Here is a 17116-nt window from a genome sequence, read left to right as displayed (position 1 = left end):
TATATTATTTATTCAATTATAATATCGCCATCCACAGTGTAAAATTCCAATATATTATCGCTGTTTCCTACTTTTCCTTTGTCGAAATATCGATTTTTAATTTCTTTATTTCCATGACCAGGATGAAGTTTAAGCAAGGTGTTTTTGGGTTTTTCGCCAAAATGGTAATTAATATTACCTTTTTGTGTAGAAGCTTTTATATCATTGCTAGATTTCATGTCCGTCATGGAAATATCACCTCTATTAACCAAGAAAACAGTATCACTTAATGTACTATTTTTAACATGAGTTAAGCCCTTATCAAGCTTCATACGACCTTCCCTGATTAAACAGTCTGTAATATAAAAATTTGCTTTAGAGGATTCGATATTTAGCTGATTGAGTTCAGACCGTTTAAGTTGTATAATTCTATCTGTTTCCAATGAAACATGTTTCAAATTCACTTGATTTAAATCAATTTCTCCCAATAACGATTGAATATTAAGAGATTTAAGGTCTTTTTCTGGTACAACAATTGTTAGCTTCCTATTATTTGAGTGAAATGGATTAAAATTTAATCCATATCCTCTATCTACTGCACGTTTTTCTTTAATACTTAACCTTTTATTATTTTTTGTAACATTTATTTTATTATCTCCAGTAAAATAAACGGCTAATTTTTTCCCAGAAATTACATTAACATTGGTTGTTACTGTACTTATTGATAAATGTTCAATTTTACTATTTATAGTTTTGTTATAATGTCGATTATCGTATTTGTTTTTATCTATAGTAAACCACGTCATAGTACCACTAGCAAAGAAAATGATAAATATGATTAAACCACTAATAAAAAGCTTTTTCATTCTTTAACGCTTCCTTTAACAGTCTTTATATACCAAAGAAGATATTTCAAAATAAGTTTATGAATTATTTCACCAATTTTCAAAGTAATAACAATAAACATAATTCCTAAACCTGTAAAAGAAATTGAAAAAAACACATTACTTATAGCATTTTCGAAACCATGTAATACTGAATAAAATAATAAAACAAATGGTGCAAAGATAAAACAAATAGAAATAAGGAAACAGAGTAGAATAAGTAATGCAATGATAACAACCGGTATTAAAATAATAAATAACGACAAAATACCAAGACTTAACGATGCTAGTATTGCTCTTACGATGTTTGCTAAGGTTGGTTTGTAACTAGCATAATGAATAGCACTTCTAGCTTTTACTTCTTTGGAAATATGATAAGGATCATTTAACTTTTTTATAATTTGTGATTCACTAATCCCTTTCAACTCTTCTTCATAGAATAAGTTTTCATACTTGTGCATAATACTATCTTTTTCTTCTCTAGGTAAATCATCTAAAGCTAATTCTAATTCATTTAAGAAGGTTATTTTATCCATATTTACGCACGCTCTCAATCTGAACTAAAAAATATCTAATACTTTTTTGATTATTATTTACTAAAGAACTCAATTCTTTTAACAATGTTATCTTTATATAAAATGTTTAATTTCAGTTTATTAAAACGGTCTACATATGTCATTGAGTGATAATTTTTACCTACTTTATTAATCTTGTAGTTTTCTCCCAATTTATTGATGACTTTATCAATTGGGTCACCCATTTTAACACCAAAATTTGTTTCAACTTTATCATCTTTGACTAAAACCATGCCTTTAACCTTATGCGTTTTATTTTTTACTTTTACTGTAAAATCTTTATGATTTTTATCATTGTAAAAGGTATATCTATCTAATTTAATTTTCTTATTAACCACAAATCCTTTTTGATTAAAACCATGATTTAAACTAATTTGATTCACACTGTAACCAGATAAATCCACAGATTTTATACTTTTGTAATAAGTCAAACCTATCAATAAAGAAATAGCTCCAGTTAAAAAAATAGCGAATATTAACCATCTACTTTGAATTCGCACCTGAGTCACCACTTTCACTCTTGTTCTAATTAATATAGCATATGCACAATGTAGTTTCATCTAACAAGATAGTCACATTATTTAATATACATATATTAAGTTATTTTAATTTCTTTAAACTCAAAAAATTGATATAACATTTTAAATTATTCAAGGGAGGGTTTTTATATAAGAAATTTAGAAACTTATTTTAATAAAAGTCAAACACTCAATGAATTCATTAAGGAAATACAAGTAAATAAAGACAATTTATTATCCATTTATAATTTCTTCCACCTACCACTTAATGATGCACGTTTAAATCAATTAAGAGAATCGAATTATTCTAAGGTGCTTATAATTAAAGAGTATTGGTGTGGCGATGCCATGATTAACATTCTAATATTAAAGTATATTATTGAATTTCTGAACATCGAAGCAAGAGTTTTTCATAGAGATAATGATACACATCTGATTGATCAATATTTAACAAATAGTTAATCAAGTGCTATCCCTATCTTTGTCTTCATGAACGATTTATTCAAACGATTAACAGTTTGGGGACCAAAAGCAAAAGAAGTACAAATTTTGTCAATAAAATTAGAAGTAATAAGTTGCCAGATAAAACCCATCCTAATTTTTGAGGATTGACTTAAAGAAACACATATTATTATTAGTCAAAGGTATAAAATTAATTCAATATTTTGGAATCAGTTTTAACTCAATAATAAATCTACTTGTATATAAATAAAACGAGTGGGACAGAACTCGTCATGAATTCTATGTCCCACCCTATAAAATACACCTCATAAATTTTAATTAATGACTAAACAATTTTTATATGTCTGAGTCACTTAACTAACTTCTCCGCGTTTTATTATTTAAATATCTCTCTTTGAGGCATATAACATATTTGCAATAAATAAGACCACTATTGATGCAATAGAGATAAACCATTGCCAATGAGAGAATTTAATCTCACCAGTCATTTTTTCAGTTAAATACGTAAATGGTATATATTTAAATGAATCTTGAATATCATCGCCAATATTCGGAATCATTGGAATAAATGGCTGAATAAACGGAACGATGAGTATTAAGAAAATACCTAGAGTAAATATGACAGCAGGTTTTTCTACTATTAAAGTGATTAATAATAAGAATAATCCAAAGAATAAAAAGAAAATAAGGTAAAACCAAATATTATTTAAAAATCTATCTCCATCTATTTTTTCACTTTTAGTTGTAGATTGTATAATAATTATTACCAAGTAGTGAATAATTGTAAATAAGAATGAAATTAATACAATAGATACTGTTTTAGTAATGATATAGCCCATTCTGCTAGTTATTCTGTTCATAAACAATTGTATAGTACCTTGTGAGTAATCTCTTGTTATTGTTTTTATAATGAATAAAAGTCCAGCAAACAAGAAAAGCCAATTAGCTAAATTAAAAACCATATCTATATTAACTTTATGTGCAGAACTATAATTTGCCATCATGCTAGCTTGGAATACCGTCATTCCAATTACAAGTATAAATGCTAAATAAGTATACGGACTTTTAAGTATACTAATTAAATCATATTTGACTAACTGTAAGCTCTTCATTATTTATCACCTCTTTGATTAATATTAAAGTAAGTATCACGTAGTGAACTTTTACGTGTTTCAATATATTTTGGATAAATATCTAGTTGGGATAACGATTTAAGTAACTCTCTATAATCATTTTGAGCTTTAATGATAATTTCTCCAGATTCTTTTTGAGACTGCTGTACTTTAAAGTTTTCAGAAAGATAATCTAAAGCTTTATTAAAGTCATCTTTTTGTAAAGTAAGAATGGTACTATCCTCTGGTCCCCCATCTTTCATATCTACATCTTGAACGAACTTACCATCTCTAAGAAATACTGCTCTATCACAAATCAATTCAATGTCTTCTAATTTATGACTTGAGATTAATATTTTCATTTCTAATTGTTGAACAAGTGATTGAATTGTCTTTAGTACATCTATCGAACCATCTGGATCCATACCATTTGTAGGTTCATCTAAAATTAAGTATTTAGGTTTGTTCATTAATGAAACTGCAATTGATAATTTTTGTTTCATTCCCATTGAATATTTGTTAACTTTTTTCTTGATATATGGTTTCATTCCAAAAGCTTCGATAATATGATTTGCATATTCCTTATCGAAACCATCGCCTAATACTTGTGCAAATAATTTTAAGTTAAATAAACCTGTCTTATTTCCATATAACTTAGGATGCTCAATTAAATAGCCAACATTCTCACTTTTAGGCATGTCGACCTTTCCTTGATAGTTAATAATGTTATTATTCATGACCTTCATCAAAGTTGTTTTACCAACTCCATTTTTACCGATAAGACCAACGATTTGACTCTCGCCAAAATCAAAATCTATATCGTCTAAAACAGTATTTTGACCATATTTTTTTGTGATATGTTGTAATTTCATCATAGACCTCCTTAAAAATGTTAATTCTTTATTTTTTTAATTTGAATCAAATAATTAATGACTAAGAAAATGCTACTTATAACTAATAGACCATAATTTAAGAAATATGAGTATATCATTGGGATATGGCTATCATTGTGTGTAAGATAATTGATTAAGATGAAAACGACCGATAAAGTAAATGGCAGAACCACCATAATCCCTACAATATAAGCTAAATATGGGATATCTCGATCTTTACGTTCAGTACTCTTACTAAACGCTATAGGTATAGAAAAGAAATTTCCTACAATGAATGAAAAAGTCGTCGAAAAATAAATCGAATCTGTTTTTATTGTGCTTGTATTGTATCCATATAAACTAATGATAAGCGCACCTATAAAAGTTAATAAAATACACGTCATGTAATTAGCGTTAAGCAAATCTTTCTTTGAAACAGGCAAACTATAAAAGAAATAATATGAAGATGAACCACCTAATCTACGGTTAACTCTAAATAAATGACCTATATCTATCAAGCATATCATCGTCAGTATTAATCCGATTGGTCCTGAGATAATTGAATATAATGGTGTATCTTTATTTAACAAATGATAAATGGGGAAGAATAAAAGCAATAATGCGTAAAGAATTAATGTCCAACTACGTAATTTTAAGTTTCTAATCATTAATTGCTTCATAGTTAAATCTCACTTTGTGTTTTGAATTTGTATTTCGTTCCTGTTTACTTTTTTCTAAATAAATCATCAATTGTTCTATAGATGCATCTTTTATTTCAACGCCACTACCAAATAATTCATTAAATGTTTGATAATATTCTGTTAAACCAATATAACCTGTTTGCTTACTTTCTTTGTATATCAAGAGTTCATTCAACTCTTCATCTAAGTCTTCATTAGAACCACTAACGATTTTGTATTTTTGCGATAGTTTATCCCTGGACTCATTGAATATGATTTCACCCTCACTGAGAAAAACGATATAATCCGCAATTTTTTCCAAATCAGAAATAATATGTGTTGAAAAGAAAACTGTCTTATTTTCATCTATCAATTCTTGTTGAATAATTTCAAGTAATTCATTTCTTATTAACGGGTCTAACCCTGATGTTGGTTCATCTAGGATAAATAATTCTGCATGATGACTGAATGCAATTGCTAACGATAGTTTCATTTTCATACCAGTTGAGAAAGTTTTTATTTTATTTTTATATGGAAGCTGAAAAAAATTTAAATATTTTATAAATATTTCATGATCCCAACGATCATAAAAAGGGGCAATGATATTTTCTAATTTTTTTACTGTCCATTTTTGATTAAAATAAATCTCAGAATACACAAATCCAATTTTATTTTTTATTTCACGAGGATGGATTTTTATATCTTTCTCAAAAACAGTGATCGTACCACTTTCAGATTGAATTAAATCCATAATTAATCGTATTATTGTAGTTTTCCCCGCACCATTTCCACCTATAAAACCTGTAACATATCCTTTAGGAACATTGAAGGAGACATCTTGCAATTGAAATGCGTTAGATTGATAATTAACATCTTTAAGTTCTATCGCGTTCATTAGTCGTCCTCCTCATAAATCATAGTCAATATTTCTATTAATTCCTCTAAAGGCATTCCAATTGTTTTGGCTTCTTTTGACATAGAGTGAGCTAAATTTTCAATAACAAAAAATTGCTTTTCTTTTAAAATAGAATTATCTTGTTCCTTTACAAAGGTTCCTTTACCTCTAATAGTTGTTACAAACCCATCTTTTTCCAAATCTTCATATGCTCGTTTTGTCGTTATTAAACTCACTTTTAAATCTTTAGCTAACTCACGCATTGATGGAAGATGTTCACCAGGGGAAACATAACCTTTCAAAACATTTTCTTTAATTTGTTGCTTAATCTGTTCATATATAGGACTTTCACTATTGTTCTTCAAAATTATTTTCATTGATGTCCCCCTTTTCATCTGTATATACATAATATATACAATATACACACTTTTGTAAAGTGATTTAGGAAAAATTGTAGTAATCTCTACTTCATCAGGAATATACTGTGTATATCATCTATATACAAAAAGGATGAAACTGAATTCATTTGAATTCTACATTTCATCCTAAAATTAAATATTTTACCAAATTTTGCCAAATATTTACTAATGATCCTTTTAAAATTACAGTTAAAATAGCAAAATATACTTCACCTGTTTGATTTTATGTACTTAAAACTTAAAGTAATATTTGAAGTTTTATCACATGAATGTATCTATTTTTTTTTACGCTCGTTATGTCTATTGATAAAAGCACAAATCATGAACATAATTGCTGCTAGCAATAATTTTACCCCTTGCGAATCATGATCTGTCGCTTGTAAATAATACCCTACTATAAATAGTACAATAGCTAATCCAACAAATATTTTAGTCAAGTGTTTCATTTATTTCACCTCAGTAATATAAAAGTATATCAAATTAAAACAAAACTATGAACCACACTCAATAGCATCACTTTATATAATATTGTTTGCGGTCTATTTAGTACAGTGTTACAATTTAATTGTATCCACGTATTATACTACACAACCCCAAGTCTGGTACCAGCAGACTTGGGGTTTTTTTGGTCATCTATTTGCCTTTCCATTTTATTTCCAACCAAATACGAAAGACAATGAGTATGCCACCGGTAATTAATGTTATGATTCCATCTTGCCACCACGTCATTATACTACACCTCCCAAAAAGATGAGTGTCATATAATATGATGACCTATCAATAGTTTAACATAAAAACAGAACATATGTTCTGTTTTTGGCAGATAATTTTTAATTTATAACTTTAGTACAACACTTTATCTTTAAAGCAATACAAGATAATATATATATAAACACTTTATTGAAAAGAGGTTAAGACAATGATGAATCCATTAGCCCAAAAATTGAATGATGAAATAAAGCAATCAAGTCCAGAAGTATTAGATATGATGTCACAATTAGGTAAAGAGATGTTTTATCCAAAAGGAATTTTATCACAATCCGCCGAAGCAAAACGTACTACATATAATGCTACTATTGGTATGGCAACCAAAAAAGAAGGTAAAATGTATGCAGATTCACTTAACCAAATGTTTAATGACCTTACACCGGATGAAATTTTCCCATATGCACCTCCTCAAGGTGTAGAGGAATTACGTGATTTATGGCAGAAAAAAATGCTTAAAGAAAATCCCGACTTAAAGTCAAAATCTATCTCTCGTCCCATCGTTACAAACGCGCTCACGCACGGTCTTTCTCTAGTAGCTGATTTATTTGTAGATACAGAAGATACCATCTTATTACCGACACACAACTGGGGCAATTATAAACTTGTATTTAGTACACGTCACGGTGCTCATATCGATACGTATTCTATTTTTGATGACTCAGGACACTTCACTACATCTGAGCTTGTAAAAACATTAAAAGAATATAAAAAAGACAAAGTGATTATGATTTTAAATTATCCTAATAACCCAACTGGTTACACACCAAATAAAGAAGAAGTTAATACTATTGTAGATGCAATTGAAGAATTAGCTAATAAGGGTACTAAAGTAGTAACTGTTGTCGATGATGCATACTATGGGTTATTTTATGAAGAAGTTTACCAACAGTCGATTTTCACGGCTTTAACACAGGTTAAATCTTCAAACCTTTTACCAGTGCGTTTGGATGGAGCTACTAAAGAATTCTTCTCTTGGGGATTCCGTGTTGGCTTTATGACGTTTGGAATTAATCATGAAACGTTAAAAAATGCACTAGAAGCTAAAGTAAAAGGATTGATCCGTAGCAATATTTCAAGTTCTCCACTACCTTCTCAGAGTGCTATCAAACATGTACTTAAACATCATGAGCAATTTGATAAAGAAATCAATCAAAATATCAATATTTTAAAAGAACGCTACGAAGTAACTAAACAAGTGGTATATGATAATAAATATGCTAAATATTGGCAAGCCTATGACTTTAATTCAGGATACTTTATGTCATTGAAATTAAATCAAGTCGATCCAGAAGAATTACGTAAACATTTAATTAATAACTATTCAATTGGTATTATTGCTTTAAATAGTACAGATATTCGTATTGCCTTTAGTTGTGTAGAAAAAGAAGATATTCCTTATGTCTTTGAGTCTATTGCTAATGCAATTGATGATATTAAATAAGTTTGAGCTGTGAATTTAGTGTAAATTCACAGCTTTTTTCATCACTACTAGATTTGTCTAATAATTTTATTATGACATTATCACTACCGAAACGTTACACAACATATTATCTTCGATTATTATCATTAAAGAGCCTACCCATATTAGTGAGTAGACTCATTAATGATTTACTGCTTCTCTTTTCTTTTTCGTGAATAAGATAAAAAGCCGAAACCTAGTAAAAGTACACTTAATATGTTCCATTTTGATGTCTTATCACTATATCCAGTATTAGGAAGTTGAGTTTTCGATATTTGTTTATTTAAACTATTGTTTACACCACTACAATCATCAAATTGAATATTCTTTTTATTTAATGATACCGGCACCGGTACATTAGATATAGGTTCTAATTCAATTTTTTTAACTACTGGCACTCTTAAAGAGACTGATATACTTGCATCACTGTTTCCCTTTTTAGCAGAGACAATAATTTTACTATTAGTTAATAAGAATTGTGGCTGTAATATTATTTTTCCTGTGTTTGGATTGATAGATATATTACTAATACTTGAATCAAACTTCCATCTATTATTAATTTTGAGTGCTTTAACCTTCAATGATTTATTATTTTTATCCACATACGATAATTCCATTTCAGTGGCATTACTATTAGGTGTAATCAATATCGTATCTTTTATATTATCATAAGTTAATGATGGTGAATGTGGTGCTATTTCCTTTTTAGGCATTTTAACTTTAGCCCATTCACTAGCATCACTATTTCCCACATACTGTGCTGCTAGTATATCACTTTCTGGATATACTGCCTGATAGTTGATAACTACTTGTCCAAATTCAGGATTTATAGACACACCACTGATTTGCTGGTTTGCTTTCCATATATCTTTAAATCTTTTAACTATAATTACTTTTGAATCTCCCTTTTTATCTCGGTATTTAAAATCCAGTTTTGTAGCATTCGATTGAGGTAAGATAGAAACTGTCGCTTTTTTAAAGTTAGTCTCTAATAAAGGCGCAAGTGGTGTAATCTCTTTAATAGGCATTAATACTTTAACCTCTTCACTCTTATCACTATTACCATTGATAGCTGTAGCAATTATTTCACTATTCTCTTGTACAATTTGATAATTAATGATAACTGTACCGGTTTTTGCATCGATTTTTACATACTTAATTTTTTCGTCCAATTGCCATTGATCGTTGTTTTTGATTGCAGTAACCATAGACTTAATGCCTTTTTTATCTATGTAATGTATATTAATAGCTGTATTATTTTTGTAAGGAATGATAGCTAAACTTGCATTCATTTCATCTACTTTTATAATAGGTGGTTTTGGTGTAGCTGTTTTTCTTGGCATGATAACGCGACTCTCAGCACTTGCATCACTGTTTCCGTTTGTCTCTGTTGCGATAATTTCACTTTCTGGTTGAACTGCTTGATAGCCCATCGTTACTTTTCCACTATTTTCATCTACATTTACATAATCTATTTGCTTGTTTAATGTCCATTGTTGATTTGTTTTACTTGCAACGAGTGTTGCTTTTTGTCCATCTGGAGTTCTATACTTAACAGCTATTTGGGTTGCCTCACCGTTAGGTGCGATCGTCACATTCACACGTTCTTCATTCGCTTCAACAATTGGTGAAAGTGGTGTTGCTTCTTTTCTCGGCATGATAACCATACTTACATTGCTTGAGTCGCTATTTCCTTTGCTTTCTCTTGCAATCACTTCACTTTCAGGGTACACCGCTTGATAATTGATCAATATTTTTCCTGTATTATTATCTAGAGTAATATGAGAGACGTTTTTATTTAATGTCCATTGATTTTGATTTAATGTAGCAATTAAATTTTGTTGTTGACCCTTAGCGTCTATATATTGTAACGATAACCGAGTAACTTTAACTTGAGGTATTATCTCAACACTTGCATTAGATTCGTTGACTATAGATATAGGGGGAGCTGGCGTCTTTTCTTTAACTGGCATAGTAACACGATTCTCAGCACTTGCATCACTGTTTCCGTTTGTCTCTGTTGCGATAATTTCACTTTCTGGTTGAACTGCTTGATAGTCAATCGTTACCTTCCCACTATTTTCATCTACATTTACATGATCTATTTGCTTGTTTAATGTCCATGATGATTCGTTTTTACTTGCAATGAATGTTGCTTCTTGTCCGTCTGGAGTTCTATACTTAACAGTTATTTGGGTTGCTTCACCATTAGGTGCGATTACTACATTCACGTGTTCTTCATTTGCTTCAACAATTGGTGAAAGTGGTGTTACTTCTTTTCTCGGCATAGTAACACGATTCTCAGTACTTGCATCACTGTTTCCGTTTGTCTCTGTTGCGATAATTTCACTTTCTGGTTGAACTGCTTGATAGCCCATCGTTACTTTTCCACTATTTTCATCTACATTTACATGATCTATTTGCTTGTTTAATGTCCATGATGATTCGTTTTTACTTGCAATGAATGTTGCTTCTTGTCCGTCTGGAGTTCTATACTTAATAGCTATTTGGGTTGCCTCACCATTAGGTACGATAGTTACATTTACACGTTCTTCATTCGCTTCAACAATTGGTGATAGTGGTGTTGCTTCTTTTCTCGGCATAGTGATACGGCTCTCAGCACTTACATCACTATTTCCTTTTGTCTCTGTTGCGATAATTTCACTTTGTGGTTGAACTGCTTGATAGTCCATCGTTACCTTCCCACTATTTTCATCCACATTTACATGATCTATTTGCTTGTTTAATGTCCATGATGATTCGTTTTTACTTGCAATGAGTGTCGTTTCTTGCCCGTCTAGAGTTCTATACTTAACATCTATTTGGGTTGCCTCACCATTAGGTACGATGGTTACATTCACACGTTCTTCATTCACTTCAACAATTGGTGATAGTGGTGTTGCTTCTTTTCTCGGCATGGTGATACGACTTTCAGCACTTGCATCACTGTTTCCAGTTTTATCATTAGCCCCTATAATACTTTCGGGATAAACTGCCTTGTAATCAATTGTTACCAAACCTGTTTGCATTTCAATTTCTATACCTGGAATATTGTTGTTAAGAGACCATTGATTATTCAATTTATTTGCTATAATTGAAGCCTTCTCATTATCAATATTTTGATAAGTGATTGTTAGCTTATCTGCTTTTTCCGCTGGAGATATAGTTATATTGGGAATTTGATTATTTGATTTAATAATAGGTTGAGGTGGTGTATTATATTTAAGGTTGTTTTTCAATATTTCTAAGGATTGAGTAACATTATTGATAGTTTTTTGAGAAGCTTGATTATCAAGAGCAACTTGATTTTGTTGCTCATTCAAAATGTTTCTACCTTCTGTCATTTTTTCTTGTAATGCACTCCATGAATCTATCGTAAAGTCAGCTTTATTTAAATCACGTATAAATTTATCAATTTCATTCAATTCAGTTTCCAACACATCTTTATTCATTAATAGTGCTATAGATTGCAAATCAACAATATTATCACCAGTTCGTTGGCCGTCATTTCCTCGAAATGTGGCATTGGTTTTATATAGTACATGCGCATTTAAATTAATGAGTTTGGGGCTTAAGGATTCAAAATCAACTGTGTAAGATATATCTTTTCTATCACCAGGATTTAGGTTATCTAATCGAATACTAAGTTTATTAGTGGCATTATTATAATTACCGCTACCTCCTCTAGTCGAAATTAATCTTGAATTTTGCGGTAAAACAACTTCATAATATGTATCTTTTGATTGATTATGACCTTTGTTTTCAACAGACAAATTAATTGTTGCGCGTGCGAAAGTATCGTTTGAACTATTAGGTTGAGTTGTATATTCTCTTTGTGTCACTTTAGAGGTCACATAAGATCCACTATTTATTCTTACATCACTCACTGAACCACCATGATAATAAGATGAATTATCACCAAAACCATGCTCTCTCGAAGATCTTTGTACACTAACTCGACCTGTGGAAGAAACAGGTAAAAATGAGATTCGAACTCTATTAATATCATTGGGAATATTTACCATTGCAGATAACTTACCAGTAGGATACGGACCCATACCGTTTAAACGACTATCAAATAATACACGATTTTGTTCTACATTGCTGATTTTTAATTTAGCACCAGCAGCCCCATCAGAAAATACAGGGCTAGTAGATATAAAATTAACATTTAATTCCGATCCAGGTACCACATCAATATCTTGATAAATACCTGCTACTTTTGAGTCAATAACATTTCTATTCCAACCATCTGTTGTTCTTCCTAAAATTACTCCATAAGGTGCATTTCCGTTACTCATAAAATTTGGATAGTTAACTGCAGTTGTAGTATAAAACATTGGGTATTCAGGATTAGGATCAGTAGAATAACTATGCCAATTGTCTACATTTGTAACTACTGTCAATCTCTTAGAACTGGTTGGCAATGACCCACCAGACACTTGAGAAAAGTTTCCGTTTTGAATTTCTGGATTGGTTTCATTTACTTTTAAAGGGTCATTTGACAAATTTGATTGATCCGCACTTCTAAAAGAAACTGCATTTCTTTTATGTCGAATATGAGAATAAGTTTGACTTCTAACTTCATCACCTGAACGATATGTACTACTCTCACTTCGTTCATGTTTGTAGGATACAGTTTCTTTTTTTCTTAACTTTCCAGCGCTGTTTAAAAATTTATGATAAAACGCATCGACATTTTGCTGATTTTGAGGATTGTTCATTAGAGATTCCGCTTGCACTAAATCAGCTTGAAACAATTTGATTGATTCTTCAGTTTTGTCATTTAGATCAATGGCTTTATATTGTTTAATCAACTTTTTAAGTTCGTCCATTTGGATAGACTTATTTAAACTTAATTGAGATATATCATGATTTTGGTTATTGATTTCCTTATTTGAGGTGTTCTCTTGATTGTCAGATGGTAAAGTGGTTAAATGATTAGTCATTGATTGTTGATGAGACCTTATTTCATATTTGTCACTATCTGCTTTTGCCTCATTGAAACATGAAATGATTATGAAGCCGATAATAGCTACGCTAGTTGCGCCATATCCTTGATATTTTCGAATAGAAAAACGAGTGTTGTTCTTGTCTAAGTTGTTTATTCTTTTGTTTTCCTTCATTTTTAGCTCCTTAAAATTATAATTAATACAGCAATATTCAATCCAAAAATATTAATTATAAATAAATATGTTTCTTTAAAATATACCACCTCATTCAATTTCGCACAATATTTTATTTATATAATAAATTTTCCGATAAAAAAAGTGCAGATTGTACATCCACACTCTATGACTAACTATTCTCTTATTTTATTTCTAAATAATCCTAATAAACCTAAACCAGCAAGTAACATTATTAAAGCAGGATTTTGAATATCGTTTGATTTACCTGTTTCCGGTAATTTATCTTGTACATCATTGTTATTATCTTTCTTGGAAGTTGTTGTAATTTCGTCTACTTTGTCTTTCTTAGTTATTTTTGTGTCTTTCTCGTCTATGTCGCTTTTTGGTATTGCTGGGCTTTTCTCCTCTCTTTCTTTCTTCGAAGTTTTTGTGATTTTTTCTTCTTTGTCTTTTTTTGATGTTTTTCTGTCTTCGTCTTTCTCGACTTTACCGTTACTTGGTATTACTGGTTTTTTCTCCTCTCTATCTTTCTTCGGAGTTTTTGTGTCTTTATTTTCTTTGTCTTTCTTTGGTGTTTTGGTGTCTTTAGATTCTTTCTCGTCTTTATCTTTCTGTAGTGTTTTTGTGTCTTCGTCTTTCTCGTTTTTGGTAATTTGTGTATTTGTTACTGAAGTATTTGCTTGATTTTGTTCTTTTCCATTCACTTCATCTTTATTTTGATTGGTTGTTTCAACAACATTATTTGTATTATTATTTTGTTGATTATTTTCAACTATAGGTGATTGTGCAGTGCTAATTTTACGATAAATAAACTTAGTAATTCCGTCACTCACAGAAGTTCTATAATGTTGGTACCCAGGAATTTTCACCGGTTGCCTTTCTGAAGCAGGGGTTTTAGCATCTTCCACAGCATCTTTAATAATATTTCCTTGATCATCTAGCCAGACAGTTACATAAAGAATTGGTAGTTCATATGACGCATCGTATTCTTCTTCATCATTATTATTTTGATCTGTTGTTACGGCTGTTGCATCTGTATTTTCATTATTATTTGTAGGTGCTGTCTGTGAAGTTTTTGGTGATGTTCCTTGATTTGCAGTATTTTCATCCGCATACACAGTTACGTTACTGTTAAATAAATAGAGTGCCAATGTTAATGCACTTGCTGTGCCATATCTTATAGTTTTCTTACTTAAATATGTTTGTATTAATTTCGAATTATTAGGTTTGATGTCTTTCATAGTTGTATGTGCCTCCCAAATTTTTGATTTAAATTAAAATTCGATATCATATGCCTATGATACTGATATTTACAGTGTGAGCATAATCGAACAAAATATACACAATACTTTATTTTATTTATAATATATCATGTATTTTAATTTTTTACAATTTAAAATTACCGAATAATACTAAAGACTTTTTATTACTTTCAACATTGAGATAACACTTTTATAACTGCATTAAAATCGTTGATTTCTCAGAGCTTTACTGACTAAACATTATAACTTTACTATATAGTGAGATATTTGACGATTTTTGTAATTACGATAATTTTAACTCATACCTAAAAAAGCTTCTCAAAAGTCTATTCAACTTTTGAGAAGCTTTTTAGTAATTTAAATTAAATATTTATATTGAAGTCTAAAATCAATAAAATACCTACATCATACCTGGCATTATGTCATAGCTAAAATATACTTGAATACATATATAAAAGCCTATTAAATCAGCGTTTTAACACTTCGGAAATACCATTATTTTTATTTTTGTACTCCGTTATGACCAAATTATGACCATTAGTTATTTACAAATTAAGTAACTAGTATCTTTATAAGTATGATTAAAAGTTAATCCTTTTTTTGATTTTTGATAATATACTTTTATTGATAGCGTTGTATCAATTTCTGAAATTGTATTTATAGAATATTCCTGCACTTCGTTATAATTAGATAATTTTTCTAAATTTTCGTTTTTACTTTTAGTAGGTTGATTTATAGGTAATATCAAACTTTGATTAGGAGTTAAAATATGATTTTTACATAATAGATTTAATACTTTTTCTAGACTTATATAATTATTATCTGCAGTTTCAAACATCGATTCAAATTTATACTGTTTATTATTAGTATAAATATTTTCTTCACAAATAATTTTAATAGCAGTAATAATACCAGGTACTTTACCAAAGTTTTTTATTTCTATATTTTCCGCCTTTATACGTTTACCTTCTTGATCTTTCTTTGTATTCAAAATAACATAAATTTGTGGTCTGAGATTATCTAATCTATTCAATAATGCTACAATAAAACTGCAAATAGAAAATATCACAGAACATATAGAAATTATAATAGTTGTCATCATTCATCATGCCCTTTTTCTTAAAAGAATACCATATATAAATTTAGTACCTACTCTTAAATTATGATACTATTAACCTATGTTGAAAGTTACTCAACATTTGGGGATTCATGAATCTCAGTTAGTTTTAAATCATAGTATAATTAAATGACGCTACTCATACTATGTTTATTTTTAATTTCAAATTCGACGTTTAAGCCATCATATACTACGTATGATGTTCTTTATTATGACTATATTTATAAAAATAATCTTAATTTCTTCAGAGAACGTTTTGTTCAGTCAACTTTTTTACATTTTGAAACGCACGTCACATTTATCTTTTACATATATTATTTTTTCACTGCAACACAGGACTTTTCTCAGAAGTAATTCCAAAGTTAATAAAAGTAAAAAGTTATATATAGACACTTATGTATACGAAACAGACACTTAGAGAAATTACACCAATTTTAAAATTATTACTATAGACTAAAGTTGTAAGTGCTTGGTTTAAAAATTTGATTACGGGAGTAGATAAGCTGTGAATTTAAGTAAAAGTATTGGATCGCTAGTTTTAAGTGCTATTGTAGTTTCTTCAGTTTCCCCTTTAGCAAATGCGAATGAAGTTCAAGAAAGTTCTCAAAAAGTAAACCAACCACAATATGTAAATGTTGATGGTGTTAAAATTAATCGAAATCCCGATTTACCTCAAAATCCTCAAGCTCAAGAACGAATCGGAGCAACAAAAGTAGCAAAAACAGCAATTAAATTTATAATAAATCATAAAAGCGATGCAAGAAAAGTAATTAAAAAAGTCGGTGGCAATAAAGCGGCTAACTTGTTTGATAAAGCTTATTCACCTATAGTGAAAGAATTGAAACCATTACTTAAATTGTCAGATGTACCAGCTCAAGCTGTTGGAGACGCTGCATATCGAGGAGCTTTAAATGCTGGTTTAAGTAAGGGAAATGCCGGGATAATATCAACAACTATTAAAGAATCAATATCATGGTTATTTTAA

Annotated in this window: 14 protein-coding genes and 1 pseudogene; 3 read left to right on the top strand and 12 right to left on the bottom strand. The window is 29.7% G+C overall.

What is annotated here, in order from left to right:
- Positions 1 to 8: 8 nt before the first annotated feature.
- Genes HMPREF3241_RS11565 through HMPREF3241_RS11555 form a run of 3 tightly spaced genes read right to left on the bottom strand, consistent with a single transcriptional unit; the run spans position 9 to position 1938 of the window.
- Positions 9 to 845 carry a DUF4097 family beta strand repeat-containing protein gene (locus HMPREF3241_RS11565; protein ID WP_002447479.1) on the bottom strand — a complete coding sequence of 279 codons (837 nt, stop codon included), beginning with the start codon at positions 843 to 845 and terminating at the stop codon, positions 9 to 11.
- The gene (locus HMPREF3241_RS11560) at positions 842 to 1399 is read right to left on the bottom strand and encodes a DUF1700 domain-containing protein (protein ID WP_002447480.1); all 558 of its coding nucleotides are present in this window, start codon (positions 1397 to 1399) and stop codon (positions 842 to 844) included. The genes HMPREF3241_RS11565 and HMPREF3241_RS11560 overlap by 4 nt, the downstream gene beginning before the upstream one ends.
- A gap of 53 nt (positions 1400 to 1452) precedes the next feature.
- On the bottom strand, positions 1453 to 1938 hold the full coding sequence (locus HMPREF3241_RS11555; RefSeq protein ID WP_002457925.1) for a hypothetical protein: 486 nt from the start codon (positions 1936 to 1938) through the stop codon (positions 1453 to 1455).
- A gap of 168 nt (positions 1939 to 2106) precedes the next feature.
- Here HMPREF3241_RS11555 and HMPREF3241_RS12600 point away from each other — a divergent pair.
- A pseudogene (locus HMPREF3241_RS12600) lies at positions 2107 to 2668 on the top strand (thioredoxin family protein).
- A gap of 130 nt (positions 2669 to 2798) precedes the next feature.
- Here the strand turns inward: HMPREF3241_RS12600 and pmtD are convergent.
- The 6 genes from pmtD to HMPREF3241_RS11525 form a co-directional block, all read right to left on the bottom strand.
- The gene (gene pmtD / locus HMPREF3241_RS11550) at positions 2799 to 3530 is read right to left on the bottom strand and encodes a phenol-soluble modulin export ABC transporter permease subunit PmtD (RefSeq protein ID WP_002447484.1); all 732 of its coding nucleotides are present in this window, start codon (positions 3528 to 3530) and stop codon (positions 2799 to 2801) included.
- Positions 3530 to 4402 (bottom strand): phenol-soluble modulin export ABC transporter ATP-binding protein PmtC, encoded by an 873-nt coding sequence (pmtC, locus tag HMPREF3241_RS11545; RefSeq protein WP_002457923.1) that lies wholly within the window; start codon positions 4400 to 4402, stop codon positions 3530 to 3532. The genes pmtD and pmtC overlap by 1 nt, the downstream gene beginning before the upstream one ends.
- A 20-nt stretch (positions 4403 to 4422) precedes the next feature.
- Positions 4423 to 5082, bottom strand: a complete 660-nt coding sequence (gene pmtB / locus HMPREF3241_RS11540; protein WP_002495664.1) for a phenol-soluble modulin export ABC transporter permease subunit PmtB — start codon at positions 5080 to 5082, stop codon at positions 4423 to 4425.
- Positions 5063 to 5977, bottom strand: a complete 915-nt coding sequence (pmtA, locus tag HMPREF3241_RS11535; RefSeq protein WP_002447487.1) for a phenol-soluble modulin export ABC transporter ATP-binding protein PmtA — start codon at positions 5975 to 5977, stop codon at positions 5063 to 5065. Before pmtA ends, pmtB begins: the two co-directional genes overlap by 20 nt.
- Complete coding sequence (locus tag HMPREF3241_RS11530) at positions 5977 to 6354, bottom strand: PSM export ABC transporter transcriptional regulator PmtR (RefSeq protein ID WP_001830364.1); 378 nt, start codon at positions 6352 to 6354, stop codon at positions 5977 to 5979. Before HMPREF3241_RS11530 ends, pmtA begins: the two co-directional genes overlap by 1 nt.
- A 317-nt stretch (positions 6355 to 6671) precedes the next feature.
- Complete coding sequence (locus tag HMPREF3241_RS11525; RefSeq protein ID WP_002447489.1) at positions 6672 to 6842, bottom strand: SE1626 family protein; 171 nt, start codon at positions 6840 to 6842, stop codon at positions 6672 to 6674.
- Between the two features lie 476 nt (positions 6843 to 7318).
- Here HMPREF3241_RS11525 and HMPREF3241_RS11520 point away from each other — a divergent pair, with 476 nt between their 5' ends.
- The gene (locus HMPREF3241_RS11520) at positions 7319 to 8605 is read left to right on the top strand and encodes an aminotransferase class I/II-fold pyridoxal phosphate-dependent enzyme (RefSeq protein ID WP_002457922.1); all 1287 of its coding nucleotides are present in this window, start codon (positions 7319 to 7321) and stop codon (positions 8603 to 8605) included.
- A gap of 167 nt (positions 8606 to 8772) precedes the next feature.
- Here the strand turns inward: HMPREF3241_RS11520 and HMPREF3241_RS11515 are convergent, their stop codons facing one another.
- The 3 genes from HMPREF3241_RS11515 to HMPREF3241_RS11505 form a co-directional block, all read right to left on the bottom strand.
- The gene (locus HMPREF3241_RS11515) at positions 8773 to 13749 is read right to left on the bottom strand and encodes a SasC/FmtB family protein (protein WP_070853675.1); all 4977 of its coding nucleotides are present in this window, start codon (positions 13747 to 13749) and stop codon (positions 8773 to 8775) included.
- Positions 13750 to 13925: 176 nt separating this feature from the next.
- Positions 13926 to 14993 (bottom strand): LPXTG cell wall anchor domain-containing protein, encoded by a 1068-nt coding sequence (locus HMPREF3241_RS11510; protein WP_070853674.1) that lies wholly within the window; start codon positions 14991 to 14993, stop codon positions 13926 to 13928.
- Between the two features lie 562 nt (positions 14994 to 15555).
- Positions 15556 to 16116, bottom strand: coding sequence for a hypothetical protein (locus HMPREF3241_RS11505; RefSeq protein WP_002447503.1), 561 nt, complete (start codon positions 16114 to 16116; stop codon positions 15556 to 15558).
- Positions 16117 to 16636: 520 nt separating this feature from the next.
- On the opposite strand from HMPREF3241_RS11505, the gene HMPREF3241_RS11500 reads away from it, so the two are divergent.
- Positions 16637 to 17116, top strand: coding sequence for a hypothetical protein (locus HMPREF3241_RS11500; RefSeq protein ID WP_002447504.1), 480 nt, complete (start codon positions 16637 to 16639; stop codon positions 17114 to 17116).

Source organism: Staphylococcus sp. HMSC34G04 (assembly GCF_001838765.1).
GTDB lineage: Bacteria > Bacillota > Bacilli > Staphylococcales > Staphylococcaceae > Staphylococcus > Staphylococcus epidermidis.
Note: the sequence above shows the minus strand (reverse complement) of the source record. Positions and strands in the feature narration are given on the sequence as shown.

Bases quoted from the DNA above. Each gene is read 5' to 3' on its own strand.
- HMPREF3241_RS11505 (WP_002447503.1), bottom strand. From the start codon at position 16,116: ATGATGACAACTATTATAATTTCTATATGTTCTGTGATATTTTCTATT.
- HMPREF3241_RS11520 (WP_002457922.1), top strand. From the start codon at position 7,319: ATGAATCCATTAGCCCAAAAATTGAATGATGAAATAAAGCAATCAAGT.
- HMPREF3241_RS11565 (WP_002447479.1), bottom strand. From the start codon at position 845: ATGAAAAAGCTTTTTATTAGTGGTTTAATCATATTTATCATTTTCTTT.
- HMPREF3241_RS11560 (WP_002447480.1), bottom strand. From the start codon at position 1,399: ATGGATAAAATAACCTTCTTAAATGAATTAGAATTAGCTTTAGATGAT.
- pmtD (WP_002447484.1), bottom strand. From the start codon at position 3,530: ATGAAGAGCTTACAGTTAGTCAAATATGATTTAATTAGTATACTTAAA.
- pmtC (WP_002457923.1), bottom strand. From the start codon at position 4,402: ATGAAATTACAACATATCACAAAAAAATATGGTCAAAATACTGTTTTA.
- HMPREF3241_RS11525 (WP_002447489.1), bottom strand. From the start codon at position 6,842: ATGAAACACTTGACTAAAATATTTGTTGGATTAGCTATTGTACTATTT.
- HMPREF3241_RS11510 (WP_070853674.1), bottom strand. From the start codon at position 14,993: ATGAAAGACATCAAACCTAATAATTCGAAATTAATACAAACATATTTA.
- HMPREF3241_RS11530 (WP_001830364.1), bottom strand. From the start codon at position 6,354: ATGAAAATAATTTTGAAGAACAATAGTGAAAGTCCTATATATGAACAG.
- HMPREF3241_RS11515 (WP_070853675.1), bottom strand. From the start codon at position 13,749: ATGAAGGAAAACAAAAGAATAAACAACTTAGACAAGAACAACACTCGT.
- pmtA (WP_002447487.1), bottom strand. From the start codon at position 5,977: ATGAACGCGATAGAACTTAAAGATGTTAATTATCAATCTAACGCATTT.
- pmtB (WP_002495664.1), bottom strand. From the start codon at position 5,082: ATGAAGCAATTAATGATTAGAAACTTAAAATTACGTAGTTGGACATTA.